The sequence below is a fragment of the Paenibacillus sp. NN59 genome (assembly GCF_057597225.1).
This window is the reverse complement of record NZ_CP199678.1, coordinates 3218569-3234732: the sequence shown is the minus strand read 5'-3', so window position 1 is coordinate 3234732 and position 16164 is coordinate 3218569. Positions and strand designations below refer to the sequence as shown.

The window sequence follows — 16164 nt, the reverse complement described above, 5'->3', positions numbered from 1 at the left end:
AACTTCTTCCCTATGGTACATTTACACCTGTAGCTATACAATACTTGATTTCTCCAGCGTAATGTGCAACTTCACGAGACAAAGGCAATGAATAACAACCTTTTCAGTCATCCCATTTCGTTGTATCCATACATAGGTACAATAAAAATAACCTTCTCAAGTCATCAGATGACCTGAAAAGGTTATTTGTTGCCACTAATTTCGTGATGGAAATGTTGAGGTTAGTTAATTACTAACCGCTACGAATTTCCACTGTTGGTTCGTTGCGCCCGTGTAGGTGTTCTGTTGAAGTTTGGCTCCATCCGATGTGGAAGCGTTCTCAACTTCAATGGCTTTATTGCTGTTCACATTGATAATGCTGTAGTACCCATTGCCCAGATCATTCACTTTGAAATGCTGTGCCGTTGTATTGAGATTAGCCATAAGTTGCACAGCTTCACCATTGGTCTGTGTACCGTTACGAATGTCAATCACTTTATCAGGTGAATTCACACTCGTCAGCGTGTAGTTGCCCCCACCAATGGAGGTTAGCACCCACTTCTGAGGATTACCGCCCAGATCACTCCATTGTTGTAATTGGAGATTATTCTGATTTTGCCCACCGGGAACATCAATCACTTTATTGGAATGGCGTGCTACAATTTTGTACGTTGCACCAGACACCAGACCTGTAGACGGATTTGTTGGATTGGTTGGAGTACCGCTACCATAATTCTGGGACCGTTCATTGTACCAGTTGAACAAGAAACGTCCCATCGCACTTCGAGATGCATCTCCATCCCACTTCAGTCCTGCGGTTGGATCAGCGAATGAACTGCGTGCTCCCGGTTCGAGGATAAAACCATTCATATGAGCCGCGATACTGACATTGCCTGCTGCATTGAAGATGGTTTTGGTATTCGTCCCAAAACCTTCATTACTACCGTTGAACAGATTCCAGTAAGCTGAATCACCTGGTTTATTTTTGAACCATGTCACTTCCGTGATGTTAATTGGATATTTATCCGCAGCAGCCTTCACATTGGTGTTCCATTGATCTTGCAGAATGTTGAAGTTGTCATAGGCTCCGTACCCTGGATACCAGTGAACCGCATAACCGTAGTTATTCAGAGGGTCCGTCAACGGATGACTTGCTGTCAGGCTGTAGAACTGATTGTAACCCAGACCCGCAGCCCAGATGACGTTGTCTGCACCCTGATTACGAATGGTGGAGATCATGGAATTTTGGAAATTACGCAGGTCATTCCAATGATCCACGAAATCATTTTCTCCGTTGTATCCACCCCAGTGTCCGTTGGCATACGATTTCACCGGCTCATTAATCAGTTCGAAGTGAACATTGTCTGCACTTTTAATCTCTGGACGGGAGGCAAGATAACCCCAGATTTGATTGAACTTCTGCAAGTTGGCAGCTGTCGTAGCCTGATCATCCTTCAAGGTGAAGTCCAAGCCCAGAACGACATATACCCCTTTGGTTTTTGCATACTGGATATAAGGAATGATGACGTTCTGCGTCACAGTCTGCACACCGGCAAAGTTATATGTACCTGCCGCCACATCCCCCATATCCTGACGATCAATGAACAGGCGTACTTGATTCATTTTCCATCCATGATTGCTGCCATATTTCGGACTGGTATCTGCAAATGTGTCTGTGATGTCTTTCAGATAGGCCAATGTTGCGGCATGACGATTGTTACCATGAAGGTTGAGGTAATAATTGCTGTCCTGATACGTCCAGTATGCGCCGGAGGGTTGATGCCAGCCATTAAGGAGTACAGGTTGATTGTTGCTGTTGACCAAGTTTTTGCCACTCACTTTTAGTTTCCCCATAGGCATACCTACCCAGGCATCAGCTTGGCTACCGCCCCAGGGAGCAATCGTAATCAGTAATGCCAGAACGAGTAAAAGCTTGCAAGACATCATGAACTTTTTCACTGCTATTCCTCCTGTTTAATTAAATTGGCTTACATTACTGCGATAGGAAGCTACCGTCAAACCTGATATTTAGCAAGATCAAGATTTAACCTCATCTAGACTCGGTTGGCGCGCGCTCCCTTAAGCCATTCCATATCCAATGATAATGCGGGCTGTAACACATAAGATTAGCTGTACGCCATTCGGTGAAACTCACCTCATTGAGGTAAGCTTCCTTGGAATAGTCCTTAATATAATTCTTGGAATCACTCATGAGATATGCCTCCTTTCGTTGGGAATGTTTGAACATGTAATAGCTGTACACTTCTTCGCTCTAAACGGCTATCCTACGATACCTGTACGCTCCACACTTTCCACGAAATATCGTTGCACAAACAAATAAATGATAATTAACGGGAGAATTGCAAGCAGAATACCTGTATCCTGAATCATGCTCAGATAGAACGGATCGGCCTGAGAGGCTGCACCGTCTGTCACCTGTTGAGCGAGATTGTACGGCAACGACGATAACTGTGTTGACATGACTTTACTCGAAGTCAGATATGTTGTTGTGTAGAAGCTGTCGTTCCATTGCCATACGAAGGAAAATAGCATGACGGTGACCATGGATGGAATGGCATTCGGTAGCATGATCCGAGTGAATGTGCGACTGATCCCAGCGCCGTCAACATATGCAGCCTCCTCTACTTCTTTCGGGATGCCTCTAAAAAATTGGCGGAATATGAAGATATACAAACCTGCCTTTAGTGAATTTGCGGTAACGGCTGTCAGAATAAACGGCCAGTACGTATTGAGCAAGTTCACCGGCTTCCCGGAAAACAGCGTCATCAGGCCCATCAGATCAAAGCTTTTCAGATTGAGATATACGGGAATAAGAATGGTTGTTGGCGGAACAAGAATCGTCAGAATGACTCCTGCAAACAGCCAGTTGCTTCCTTTGAACTTCAATCTGGCGAATCCATAACCTGCAAGCGCGCATGAGGCTGTAGTCAACAGTGTTGTTGTAGCGGACAATGCAAACGTATTAAACAGCGTTACCCAGTAATCCATGACACGAATGGCCTGCTTAAAATTGTCGATCGAGAAGTTCTGCGGAATCCATACAACTACTGCCGAATAGAGATCGCCCTTGGCCTTGATCGATGTGGATATTTTTTGGAATATCGGAAATAAAATAACAAAGGAAAGTCCGGTGATCAGAACAAATCGGATGATAGACCACAGCCAACTCTTCCATTGCTCATGCGATAATAATCGTGATGTCGTCACGCGGAATGCCCTCCTTTCTAATCTTGATAGAAGACTCGTTTTGAGAAAATGATCGATACGATCACTAGAATAATGGCAATGGCTACGAAATACACCCATGCCATCGCGGAGCTAAGACCAAAGTCAAATTTCACAAATCCCGTGTCCCGAATCAATTTGGTCATCGCATTATTCGCAAAGGAATCAATAATTGTATAGATCGCGTTTACAAAAATAAGCGGGCTGACCATCGGAAATGTGATTTTCCAGAAAGCCTCGTATCCTGTCGCCCCTTCCATCTTGGACGCTTCATAGAGCTGCGGGGAGATCGTTTGAATACCGGCCAGGAAGATCAAAATTTGTACACCCGATTGACTGACAATCTGGTAGATTCGATCAACTGCACCACTTAAATACGTAACAATCCATTCGCTTACACCTGCATTAAGCATCAGACCTTCCAGTTCCAATGTGCCAAAAGCACTTCCGCCTGTGCCGTTCTGGTTCACAGCTTCAATTAAACTTGTGCTTTCGAGCGACATAATGACGCCGGATGCCAGAATAACAGGCAAGAAAAAGATCGATCTTGCCACAGCTCGGCCTCTGAATTTCTGATTCAGAATGACTGCAAGAAACAAACTGAAAATGACAATAAGCGGTACATTCACAAGTACATCTGTAATGGACTCAATCAGTGCCCGGTTAAAGCTTGTATTTACGGTAAGTGCCTGAATATAATTGGCGAACCCCGTAAATTGAATCGCTATTCCTTCTGCGTTGGCTTGAATGGTGCTCATGCTGTATCGCAGAGACGCCAGTAGCGGAACGAAGAAAAACAATACAAATCCGATCAGCCACGGAAGTACGTAGATGACACCCCACATTGCTTTTTGCTGAGCATACGTACGACTTCCCCATTTCGATTTCAGGAGTGTCTTCAGAGCTGCTCACCACCAGTCACATAACTTAGGGCTTCAACGGTATGATTCTCTACTTCAACAGAAGAGTCATTGTAATTGACAATTACATATCCTCCGCCTTCATAGGTTGTTCGAAATACACCTTCACTCAAAGATTCATGAGTAATCATTGGACGCCCGGTGAACGACTTGTTTACTTGGCTAACTTCGGTATAAACCTCCGCTGCCAGATCCATCCATTGCTCGTAATTCGCGGCATAGAGATGGTTGTAATCCGTTTCTTTCACCACATGGCCCGGGACATTAAACCAGGCAAAATAAGGGCTCGCTCCATATTCAATCAGCTTCAGCACATACTGTCTTGCATCGGTATACGTGGACAGATTATACGGAGAACCGGTATAAGGAACACGGCCGTGAACGACCAGCTGAAAAAACGGAACTTCTTCATCCTCCAGTTTGAACCGACTACTGCTCATCGGAGCATCCGTAAGGCCTGTAATGTAAGGAAGCGCGTAAGCGTTACCGCCTTCAGCCACAATGGAGCCTGCTTGTTGTTTAATTTGATCCAAAGATTTTCGAACCGTATCCAGTGCCTGTGTACGATCAAGCAATTTCTTCGGATTCATATCGCTGTTTAACTGTTCTGCCATATCTTTCAGAGAGATGCCTCCCGCCTGGAGTGGTTCCATGTCCTTCAGCATATCTGTTGTCACATCGTCAATCTCATTCGGTGAGAGGACATAGGAAGCAGATACATCCTTCGTCCGTCGCTCCAAAGCCAGATCCATTGGATAGAGGACCGCTGGTTCCTGTGTTAAAGACCGGGAAGCCTCATTCGATGGACTGAATCCTTTTTTCGATTGCACGTTAAGTACAGCTACATCCGGATAAAATCCGATTCCCGCTTCACTCGTAAAAGCGCTGAAATCTTTCATTCCTTTTTTTCCGCCAATTACTCCGTCCACCTTAATGGAATCCGGCAATCGGTGGTGCAGTCCGCCATTGAACCATCCGGCATAACGCACTTGAATGTTCGACACATTTTTTTCCATCAGCTTCGAAAGAATCTCTTTTCCCTCATCAAACGTCGTCAGAGCCTCCGTGGAATTATAAGGTATGCCGAGCATATGCTGTCTTGTTGTCATGCCTCCGAAAAGCTTGAGATAAAACGGGATCGTAGACTGCTCCTCAGACGATTTCATTTCAGGAAGTCCCCCGGTTTGCACCAGGTACTCCCGGTACAGTGAGGCCAGACCAGAATACGAAGCCTGCTCCTCGCCTACAAAAGCGTAACGAACCACAAAATCAGACGACGTCGGTTTATTCTGGAACTTCGGTAATGTACGAACCATGTCACTGGACTGAAGTGTAATATCACTTTTGTTCACGACATAAAAACTGGGATATACGTTATTGTAGCTGTTCAGCTTCCCACTAATATCTGCATTCACTACAGCCACCGCATCCCCTTCTTCGATAATGCCCAGGAAAGCACCTTCCGGACGAATCACTCCAAAGACAGGCAATCTTGCTTTGCTTTCACTGGAACTGGCTTCACGCAGCTTCATCGTTAAGTCTGGACCGTAAATATCCTGCTGGTAGGATGGGTACTGTAACTTACCATTGTTGAAGTGGATGAGCGCTCCCGAACCATCTGGTACGAGAATCGATCCTTCTTCTTTGGAGCCTCCAGCTCCGAAGTACTCCAGCACAGACAGAGTGTTGATGGGATACTCTTCTGGAAAATGGATACCTGAAGCTGGCACTCGCACTTTAAGCTGCTCTCCGTCCAGTTCATATTCCATCGTGAGCATGAATAGACGTGGCCCGCTTCGTTCCTGCTCAATGCCATGCTCGGTGTGATCTTTGACAAGATCTTCTTCTGTGTATCCGGCGTCTTCGAAAGCTTTCAGTGCACGGGTAAGTTGCAGACCTTGCATAGCTTTGTCAATCCGATTGTATACGCCTTCATCTTTATCTTCTGCATATCCGACTTTCAAGGCCCGTTCGCCGGATTTATCGAGCTTAGCCAGCACATATTGTTCGAAACGCTCTTTGCTGATCTTCACTGGCAGATCTTCAATAGATCGCTCCGTGTTGCCAAATTGATAGTGAACGCGTACCCCGTTCGGTAATGTTTCGTAACTCACTTGTTTATGCCGAACACTGTCCGTGAACGAATTCACCATACTGCTCTGGCCTGAACTGTTGAAAAAGCTCAGTCTGGATTGGGAGGACAGAAGGTCCTTGTTAATTCCGGCTGCAATGCCATCCTTCTCGCGTTCTTCCGGGTTACTGCGCCAGATTTGTCCGCTTTTACTATGGATAACGGCAATTTCAGCAGTCTCCTCGTTGATCAACAACTGCAAAGCGTTGTTTCGGGCGATGCCGATCATGCCGGGAATGCGTGTATCACTAAAAGCAGATTTCAGTTTTTCTCCGGGAGGCAGGGAAGGAGTCTCCACTTGACTAACATCTGCTGCCGTCTCGCGAGCCGCCGTAGATGGCGAGAACTGACAACCGCTTAGAAGCAAGCTACTCACCAGCAGTATTCCGGTTATTTTTTTGGCTGCGGCATATTTCATTCTGATTTCCTCCTTCCTAGCCCCGAAGCACTAATTCCTGATAGATCGTGTAGACAAAAGAGACAATCTGCTGCACAAGGCTAAAGAACAACAAGCATAAGAAAGCCATAAATGCCATAGCTACAAGCGTGAGCAGCATCGTTAGAATCGTTTTGGCTGGGGTGTACTGATGCACAGTCATGTTGCCTACAAATAACAGGTACACGGTCCAGCAAACCGCAATCGCATTAGAGAAGTAATAAAATGCCGTTTCCTGCGCAGAAATAGCGAGACTCAGCCAGATCCACGGGAAATGCACCAGAAACATCGGAACCAGGGCAAAACACGTTGACATGAAAATTTCAGAGAACTTGCCCTCGCCATCCATCAATGTGGTTAGAGACCAGTTGGCCACACACCAGAACAACACGGGAATGACAACGTACACCATCTCAAGCAAGCTGTTCAGGTACTTTGGATTGTTAAAGTTAATCAGAAAGCCACTGTACTGGGCTTGCAAAATTTTAGTGAAGACGAGCAACACCATAATCATTAAAGAGATCAGCAGTGTCGTTTTTTGATTCCGCTCATATTTCAATTCCCAATACCCGTCAAAGGGATGAAAAATAAGATGCAGCGGGTATTGGTACAATTGTTTACTTGATGCCTGCATTCGTTGTCCTCCTTTTCTGCCTGCGAACGATGGCGATAGTGACGAACGCAGCTACAGCCAGGAATATACCGGACATCACCCATGAAAAGTGTTCACGCATCAGTTCCTTCCGATAGAGAAGAAAAGCTTTGGAGTACCCTTGACGCTCCATGCTTTGCTTGAAGTATTGCGCCGACTCGGCATATTCTTTCTGGCGAAGCAACGCTTTACCAATACCTGCATAGGCATATTCCAGATTGGCATTCATCTCGGCAGCCTTCGCAAACAGTTCCGAAGACTGATCTTCTTCGCCATTGTAATAACTGCGCACGGCATCATGTAGTGTGCGTCCATACTCTGTCGTCTGGAATACGGTAATTTCACCAAGCGCTTTGTCCAGAACAAGCATCCGGTCTCCCGCTCGCTCCAGCGCGACAGGTGTATTAAACATACCCATCCGGTTCCCGATGCCGCCAAAAATATGGAGCAGATAACCGTCGCCATTATAGGTAAAGATGCGGCCCCTGTTTGAATCGAGTACAGAGTACATATCGCTGTCCCCTACATCGACATCAATCAGACGTGATGGTCCAGCTTCCGTGGTATACCTTAGATCACCTTGAGGTGCTGAATATCCTTCTCTCCGCAAAATGTCTGTTCCTTGAGCATTCAACTTCTTGATCGGATCTTTGCCGCGATCTCCGCTGGTAGCATAGATGAATCCTTCTTCGTCCATATCCAGATTGGTGAACTCGGTCGGGGTAAACATGACCATCTGACTTCTCTGCTCCCGAGTAGCGAATCGTTTCCAGAGATATTCGACCGGATCAACCTGAACCCGATTTGCACCAATGAAGGAGGAGAACTCGCCATCGGCGCTGAATTCCATGAAGCCGTCAAATACACCTGCGGCCATTACGTAAATTCGCTCACCCTGATCCATCACAATCCGCATAGGTTTGAATTGAAAGTCCTCATTTAACAAGTCTGACTTCGGTTCAGATACAATTTTCACGAGCTGTCCCTTGTTATCCAAGTGCACAACCCGCTGATTATCCGAATCAGCCACCAGTAAATCCCCTTTTTCCGTTACAAACAATCCTTGCGGGTTTTTAAATTGATCTGTTTTGCCGTCATTTTGGAACGACTCAATTGTCCGTACTAGCTTGAAGTTGCGATCCATCTCGACAATTCGTCCATTACCCGAGTCAAGCACATAGACACGCTCATCTGCGGTAACATGCATATCACTCGGTTCCTTGAAAGGCGTTATATTTAGCTTCTTGCCTGTAATAATCGTTGTGGCTTCATAAGCAGCCGGAGCTGGAACGGTATCTCCGTAATAGGAATAGTGATAGGCATCTGGATCACCGTCTGCGCTTGCAGGCAGTGCTGCTGAACTGAACAGCAGGAGGCAGACCATGCCCATGATGACCCATTTACGTTCTTTCCATGTGCTTTTTCGCGTGCTATGCTGCACTTTGCTGCCTCCTTTCTATTCTTTCATGCCTGAAGTAGCCATCGTCTGCATCACACTGCTCTGAGAGATAACAAACAGCGTAATCGGTACGATCATGAGCAGTAGCGCTACGGCAGCACCAACACCTGCTCTGGCAATCCCGCCTTGTACGATCTGACTGAGTGCATAATGCAACGTTTTGAGATTTTCACTGTAAATAAAACTACCGCCGTCTGTTCCCCATAGGGCAGGGAATTGCAAAATCATAAGTGTGAGCCATGCTGGCTTCACATTAGGCATCACAATGCTCCAAAAAATCCGATATTCATTCGCGCCATCAATTTTCGCTGCTTCCAGCAACGCATCAGGAATCTGTTCCATGAACTGTTTCATTAGAAATAGTCCTAGTGAGAACGCCAGCGAAGGAACAATGATGGAAGCGTGTGTGTTGATCCAACCAAGCCAGGACATCACCATGTAGTTCGGAATTGCCGTAACGTGCGGCGAGAACATCAATGACAGAATAACAATGGTAAATAATATTTTCGACCCCGGAAAACGATATTTCGCCAAGGGATAAGCTGCTGCTGAAGCAAGCAGGATGTGCCCAGCTGTGCCCACTAGTGTAATGAGTAGTGTATTGGCAATATATCGAGATAAGGGGACCCAGGAATTGCCCATCAGATTAATCAAATCTGCGAAATTTTCTGTCGTCGGATTGTTCACCCAGAAGCGCGGCGGGAAGATAAACAGCTCATCCAGCGGCTTAAAGGCATTGTTGACCGCATAAATCAACGGAAGCACCATAAATGATCCGAACACGGCCAACAACGCAAACAACATGAAACTGACGGTAAATGACCGGTTAAGTCTCTTCGGCATGCCGAAGACGGCACGTACTTTGCTGGTCATCGTCATTCACCTATCTTTCTCAGCATTTTTTGCGTGAAAATATTCGTTCCAAGCATCAATGCAAACAGCACGGTTGCGATCGCTGAAGCATACCCCATCTCAAAGCGAATCGTACCAAAGTCCATCAAATGGGTGACTACCGTATGTGCTGCATAGTTAACACTTGGGAAACCAGCCAGTGCAATCGAAATTTCGGCTACTGCGAACGATGCTGTAATCTGCATGACTGCACCAAACATCAACTGAGGTCTCATGGATGGCAGCGTAATATACCAAAGCTCCTGCCAGCGGTTTTTGATACCGTCCACCGTTCCGGCTTCCACCAGCGAGCGGTCAATCGTCTGCAAACCGGCAATAAAAGCCAAAAAGCTTGTTCCGAGACTTAGCCATAGCTGCACCAATATAACGATGCCCAGTACATACTTCTCGTTAGAAAGCCATTGAATCGGCTCCAGAATCACGCCAAGGCGCATGAGGAAACCGTTCATATATCCGTAGCTGTCACCAGAGAAAATGATCAGCCAGATGAAAAAAACATTACCTGAGATCGATGGCGCATAGAAAACCAATGTCATAACTGCCCTGACTTTAGGAGACAGCTCATTGATAATCCAAGCAAATAAAAAACAGGCAATATAACTGACTGGACCCGTGATCACTGCAAACAGCAACGTGTTTTTGAGTGCAATTAGGAATACGTCGTCGTTCAGGAACAACCGGGAATAGTTTTGCCAACCGACAAAACGTGGCAACTCCAGCATATTAAAGTGAAAAAAGCTGAGACCGAGCGATATGCCGACCGGGATGACTGTAAACATGAAAAAGATGAGCATAAATGGTGCCATTAAGACGTAATAATGCCTGCTGAGATACAGATTCCTTTTCAATAAGGACCACCAGCCGACCTGGCGTGTATGCATAACAGGAGCGGCGGCTGTCTTGGATGTTTTAGCTTGCAACCGTTACCCTCCCTTTCCTTTATTTCAGATTAAATTCCTTGCGTTTCAGTTCAATCTCATCGTCAATATACAGTACATAGTCTGATAAAGCCTCACGTGGATTTTCATTCGCGTTAACAACTTTTCGGAAAGCATTATCCAAATGTCGACCTGTAAAATAACCCCCTGGCATCTGCGGAATCCCTTGCACCCATTCCCATTGCTTCTCCAGGTTCTGGTAATCCTTCACTGGCCAAGGTAACTGTTCTAATGCTTCAATGTTCGCTGTAGGATAACGGGCAGCCGCTCCCATCAGACCTTCCATTTCTCGTCCGTACTCGATCTGGGTTGACTCATCCGTCCACCACTTCATGAATTTCCATGCCGCTTCTTTGTTGCTGGCATTTTCGAGCATCATGACTGCACTGCTCGCGCTAGCTACCTCATGCCGTATAGAACCATCCGGAAGCTGTGTGCCAGGCACAATCGTGAAGTCCCACAGGTTGCGGATTTCCGGTGCTAATACAGTCAGCATGTTATAGGTCGTGTAGTCGGCTATGCCGATTGGCATTTCTCCTGTACGGAAACGGTTTGGAAAATCGGCTTTCAACGGGAACTTGTAATTTGTATAAAATTGCGTCCAGCGTTTGAATGCCTCCATCGAAATTTCTGAATCAAGCGCACTCTTTTTCCCATCTTCGTTGTAGAACTTCCCGTCATTCTGATATAAAAGCATAGCAAAGGTTGCGTTAGGAACCATGTTGGCATTGTTCAGCGTATCTTCAATCGGCAGATAGAACTCCATATTGTGTTTCTGCAATACAGCGATCGCATTATACACGTCCTGCCAAGTTTTTGGTGGCTCCAAACCTAATTCATTCAATATATCCTTGCGGTAAAATAGCATTGGGAAATGTTGCTGCTCCGGTAGTGCGTACACTCCACCGTCATACTCATAAGGTGTTATTCCGCTTGCCCGGAATCTGCTAGCCACCTCTTTGAAATCCGGAAACTTGCTCAGATCTGCTGCCGCATTTCTCATCGCATAGTTCACAGGAATATCTTCACCCATTTGCATCGCCACATCGGGACCTTCTCCGGCCAGCGTTGCGGGCAACAAAATATTTGGCGGCACAAGTCTCAGTTGCACAGACACATCGGTATCCGGTGTAAACGTATCGTCAATCATGCCCTTAAGCACTTGAGCCTGATCCCGTCCGGTGGTGATCCATACGGTGATTGAGTCCTTCTTTTTCTCCACGTTACCGATACTGTCATAGTCTTCCGTGTAGGAAGCGACATAAGCACCCAGTTCATGCTTCACCTGTTGGAACGCAGACGCTTCAGCCTTTGGCATTTCTTGTCCTGAAGGAGCTACAACCAGGTAATCCATCGTAATCGGTTGCTCACGTACAGTCAGAATCCATGTACCTAGGCCACCGACATTAATTTTGAATGTATCCAACCGTTTCGGAACGGTTTCCGGCCTTGCCGCCATATCCTTGAGCTGTACAACCATGGCATTCAGAATGGCTACTTTGTCACTCTGTTCTCCGGTTGCTTTTTCGAGATACTCCGCGACAGATGTGAGTACCACAGCTTGTTTTTCAAAAACCTCTATCATCTCTGGAATACGCTTCTCCAACTGATAATCCCGAAGTGGATCAGGTTTGTTGGAGGTAATCATTAGAATTTTGCGGTACATTTCATTCAGTTCAAGTACGCTTGATTCCACCGTTCGAAGTAACGGGGCAATATCGCCAAGTGTGACTGTCATCCGTAAGCGGTGTTTCCCCTTCTCCAGATGGAACTGATAGGGTTCTTCTTCACTGTTTCCAAGCACTTGTGTCTGCCAGGACGGACTATAGTTGAAGCGAATTCGTTTCACCTCTTCAAACGGAACTTTGCCGTTAATGGTAAGACTGCGTGTGGCATAGATACCCCGAAGCTGATCCTGTTTTACTTTTAACGCAATCTGGTACAGTCCATCTTCAGGCACATCAATCTCCCATTCAACCCATTCCCCCGGAAGTTTCCAGTTCACGCCTCCGATGGCATTGATCCGAATTTTGGATACATCGTAGGGTTCAAGTGATGGACTGGATCGATCCGAGATGGGCGCAAGTGTAGGTGAAGATTTGGTGATCGCTTCTTCGCCTTGCACTTTCAGCATGATGGGGCTGGCTGGCTTTACACCTAACGAATCATACGTCTTCTGGATTTCGGCATACGTAGGAACGGCCTCTTCCTGATACAGTTCGATGTAATCAATCGCCATACTCTCTCTGAGAGAAGTCAAAGATAATTGCTGGTTGCCTTTTTCAAAATAAAACTGAAACGGTTCCTCAAAATATCCGGCACTATCTCGAAACGAAGCGAGTTGCCATTCCGGCTTCTCCACCTGCCTTGGTCTGAGATCGTTGCCTCGATCATCCTGACGGACGTGATCTTCGCGATTGCCCCATACCCTGTCGAACAGAAGTACATCCGCTTCCCGGAAAGGAACTTGGCCGTTTAACTCCAGCTTGCGCTCAATTCCGGAGCTTTTGCCTTCGACAGGATAATAATGAATGCGAACCTGATATAAACCACTCACTTGAACGGGAACATCCCAGCGAATGGTTCCGGATTCGGGTGTAATAACAGCACTGCCATCCAACCCTTCATATCCTTGCACCACCTTAAACTCTCCGTTATCCGCCTCTGTATAAGCTTCACCTTGAATCCTTACGGTAGTGTCCGGTTTGGCAGTGCTCGCATACGTTTCCTGATAATGTTCATAACTTCGTGAATCCCTGGTGCCCGCTACAGCTTCAAAATCCTCAAGTGCATGCACTGTCCCGGGGCTCTGATTCTTGGATGGATAGATCACGATGATCGAGAACACCAAAGCCAGAACAAGTGCCAGAATCAGTACCTTTTTCTTACGTGACCGCATGTTTGCATGTATCCCCTTTCCTGTAAGCGTATCAGCAAAAGAATGATTGACTAACCCGGGCAGACCGCACTTGGTACTCGCGCGTTCTGCCCGTATTTAGCAGTGCTTATTTGTATACCTCATCAATAGCGGCTTGGAAAGGAGCCTTGTATTTCTCAATCAACGTAGATACGGATACGCCTTCTTTCAGTTCACCATCAAAATCCCAATAAGGAAGGGACGGGAACGTGTTATGGTCAAGAACAAGCATGCCAGCTGCCACTTCTCTGGCGTTGTTAATATCTGCTTCATCCGTCAGATGTCTTTCGAGCGTGGATTGTTCCGGATAGTCATAGATGGAATCAATCTCATTGATTTTTTCCCAGATGTACATCAGTTGCTCTGGATTCTCTACAGCTTTAGGGATCGTGATCGCTTGATAACGTGATTCACCAGAATGGTAGGCCGAAGCACTTGGGCCTTTAGGATAAGGCAGGAAGCCGATATCATAGTCAGGCATATCTGTTTTGATGCCTTCAATCTCGTACATTGCGCCAGAATACATGAGTGTATTGCCTTGACGGAAGAAGGTAGCTGGTTCAGTCCAGTCGCCGCCTTCTGTTGGTCTGCCCACTTTCTCTGTAGCCAATTTGTTTAAGAAATTGAGTGCTTCTTTTGTTTTTGGATCTTCGAGGTTCTGTTTATCCTCTTTGGTTAGTGAAGCTTCGTTGGAATACAGGATTGGTTCAAGCAAACCCGTTTGAGCGAGGCCCCACGTATCCAGCTTGCCGTCATTATTCCGGTCTTTGTTGGCTTGTTTGGCTACAGCCAGGAAGTTATCCCAATTCCATTCGTCCGCATCAACATATTCCTGCAGTGGCTTCAGGCCAAGCTCTTGCATCAGAGTACGATTGTAGAAAATACCGTTGATGAAGGAAGACTTATCTTCCGTAAATCCGTAACCTTTCCCTTCGTATTGCATATATTCCTTGGTTGTTTTTTGATTGAATACCTGATCGTTCTTGATATAATCATCCACCGGCCACAACAGGTCCTGTTTGGTCAGTGCCGGAATAGCATAGTTTTTACCGAGTCTAACAAAGTCGCCGAGCGGCTCGCCAGCCATTAATGAGGCTACAACTTTCTCCTGATATTCACCAAAATCGATGGATACGTATTCGATATTGAAGTTATGTTTTTTCTTTAAAGCTTCGAGGTTCTCGATTCGTTTGATATTATCCGGATTGTTATCTGTAATTTGCATATCCCACCACGCCACAACCTTGATCGTTCTGCCACCCATGTCAAAATCCATCTCTGGTGTAGAATTTTCATTTTTCGGCTCAGTTTCGGCTGGTGCTTGCTCTTCCTGTGGTGCCGGTTTTTCGGGTGCCGGCTCAGCAGCAGGTGCAGAACTACAAGCGTTGATCATCAACATGACCGCGAACAAAAGACTCAGTAGCATAAACTTGTTTTTCTTCATTGTCTTCCCCCCTGATTGTCGTGTGCTACCAAAGTGTATCGTCCAAATGTAAGCGCAAACAACCCGCTTAAATACAGGTATTTACCCGGTCAGATTATAGATCAGGTTCATTTGAGGAGTGATTTAGGGTATTTCACCTGCAATTGGTAAAGAAATGCACTATCTGCAAAATAATGCACATTGTATGCGCTTTCTTTTCTTCCCATAATGAAACTAAGCCTTATTTCAGTTAAACAGTGGATCGGAATATCAGGAGAAGGTGAGGTCATGCTTCATGTACAGTGTTTTACTTGTTGATTATAGCCGCCGCTTGTGTAGAGAGCTTGAACAGCTTTTGGAAGACCACAAATTCCCATTTACAATTACGGATTCGGTTTCCTCTTCAAACGCTGCTCTTGCAGCACTATCTGATCGGGATTTCAGTGTTGTCGTCGTGCATACAGAGCAGTATGATACGGCAGGATTATGGTTGTGTCACCACATTCGAAAAACAAACGATATCCCTATTCTGCTGCTCGGTGGAAGGGATCAATTCAGACTAGTCCGCAAAGCATTAACTTATCAGGTGAATGATTATTTACCCTCACCTTTTAGCGCTTCCGCGCTTGTACACAGTTTATATGAACTTTTGAACAAACTTGGGCCTGTTCCTGTGAAAAAAAGCCCTGCCGTCAAGCCTACGATTCAGCTCAATGGCAAAGCGATGGATTCCAAGCATGTGATTCGGATCGTGAAAGCTTATGTAAGAGATCATCTGAATGAAGAAATTACGTTGAAAAAGATCGCTGACATGTTGCATTTCAATTGTGCCTATCTTGGTCAGAAGTTTAAAATGCAAGAGAACGTTTCCTTTAATGACTACATGTTGAAGGAGCGAATGAAAAAAGCCAAACAACTTCTCCTGTCCACCGACCTGCGGATTTACGAAATTGCTCTGGAGGTCGGATATCGGGATATCGATTGGTTTTATAAAAAATTCAAAGCTTACGCTGGGTCAAGTCCCAATGCCTATCGCAGACAAAAGGCTCACACCGCTTAATTAATTAAGTAATATACGGAGCCGTTTGTATTCGGAGCGTATCCCAGGCTACATATATATTGATAAATCTATCTAATGAAAAGCACGCAGG

At 45.8% G+C, this 16164-nt stretch carries 12 protein-coding genes; 1 reads left to right on the top strand and 11 read right to left on the bottom strand.

Annotation, left to right across the window (positions count from 1 at the left end; genetic code table 11):
- Positions 1-225: 225 nt before the first annotated feature.
- The 11 genes from ACT89M_RS14330 to ACT89M_RS14280 form a co-directional block, all read right to left on the bottom strand.
- Complete coding sequence (locus tag ACT89M_RS14330; RefSeq protein ID WP_090915963.1) at positions 226-1938, bottom strand: RICIN domain-containing protein; 1713 nt, start codon at positions 1936-1938, stop codon at positions 226-228.
- 91 nt (positions 1939-2029) lie between these two features.
- Positions 2030-2191: a hypothetical protein gene (locus ACT89M_RS14325; protein WP_186809664.1), complete on the bottom strand. Its 162-nt coding sequence runs from the start codon at positions 2189-2191 to the stop codon at positions 2030-2032.
- Positions 2192-2259: 68 nt separating this feature from the next.
- The gene (locus ACT89M_RS14320; protein ID WP_487345296.1) at positions 2260-3207 is read right to left on the bottom strand and encodes a carbohydrate ABC transporter permease; all 948 of its coding nucleotides are present in this window, start codon (positions 3205-3207) and stop codon (positions 2260-2262) included.
- Between the two features lie 17 nt (positions 3208-3224).
- Positions 3225-4070, bottom strand: coding sequence for a carbohydrate ABC transporter permease (locus ACT89M_RS14315; protein ID WP_090915959.1), 846 nt, complete (start codon positions 4068-4070; stop codon positions 3225-3227).
- Positions 4071-4123: 53 nt separating this feature from the next.
- Positions 4124-6694, bottom strand: coding sequence for a DUF5696 domain-containing protein (locus tag ACT89M_RS14310; RefSeq protein ID WP_154959069.1), 2571 nt, complete (start codon positions 6692-6694; stop codon positions 4124-4126).
- A gap of 16 nt (positions 6695-6710) precedes the next feature.
- Positions 6711-7346, bottom strand: coding sequence for a YIP1 family protein (locus ACT89M_RS14305; RefSeq protein WP_145412998.1), 636 nt, complete (start codon positions 7344-7346; stop codon positions 6711-6713).
- The gene (locus ACT89M_RS14300; protein WP_154959294.1) at positions 7330-8754 is read right to left on the bottom strand and encodes an NHL repeat-containing protein; all 1425 of its coding nucleotides are present in this window, start codon (positions 8752-8754) and stop codon (positions 7330-7332) included. Before ACT89M_RS14300 ends, ACT89M_RS14305 begins: the two co-directional genes overlap by 17 nt.
- Before the next feature lie 66 nt (positions 8755-8820).
- Positions 8821-9696 (bottom strand): carbohydrate ABC transporter permease, encoded by an 876-nt coding sequence (locus ACT89M_RS14295; protein ID WP_090915952.1) that lies wholly within the window; start codon positions 9694-9696, stop codon positions 8821-8823.
- Between the two features lie 2 nt (positions 9697-9698).
- A complete protein-coding gene (locus ACT89M_RS14290) occupies positions 9699-10616 on the bottom strand; it encodes a carbohydrate ABC transporter permease (RefSeq protein ID WP_373323182.1) in 918 nt (305 codons plus the stop codon).
- A 58-nt stretch (positions 10617-10674) separates the two neighbouring features.
- Positions 10675-13572 carry an extracellular solute-binding protein gene (locus tag ACT89M_RS14285; RefSeq protein WP_308721824.1) on the bottom strand — a complete coding sequence of 966 codons (2898 nt, stop codon included), beginning with the start codon at positions 13570-13572 and terminating at the stop codon, positions 10675-10677.
- Positions 13573-13678: 106 nt separating this feature from the next.
- The gene (locus ACT89M_RS14280; protein WP_154889099.1) at positions 13679-15034 is read right to left on the bottom strand and encodes an extracellular solute-binding protein; all 1356 of its coding nucleotides are present in this window, start codon (positions 15032-15034) and stop codon (positions 13679-13681) included.
- Positions 15035-15308: 274 nt separating this feature from the next.
- On the opposite strand from ACT89M_RS14280, the gene ACT89M_RS14275 reads away from it, so the two are divergent.
- A complete protein-coding gene (locus tag ACT89M_RS14275; protein WP_154889101.1) occupies positions 15309-16073 on the top strand; it encodes a helix-turn-helix transcriptional regulator in 765 nt (254 codons plus the stop codon).
- The last annotated feature ends 91 nt before the right edge of the window (positions 16074-16164 follow it).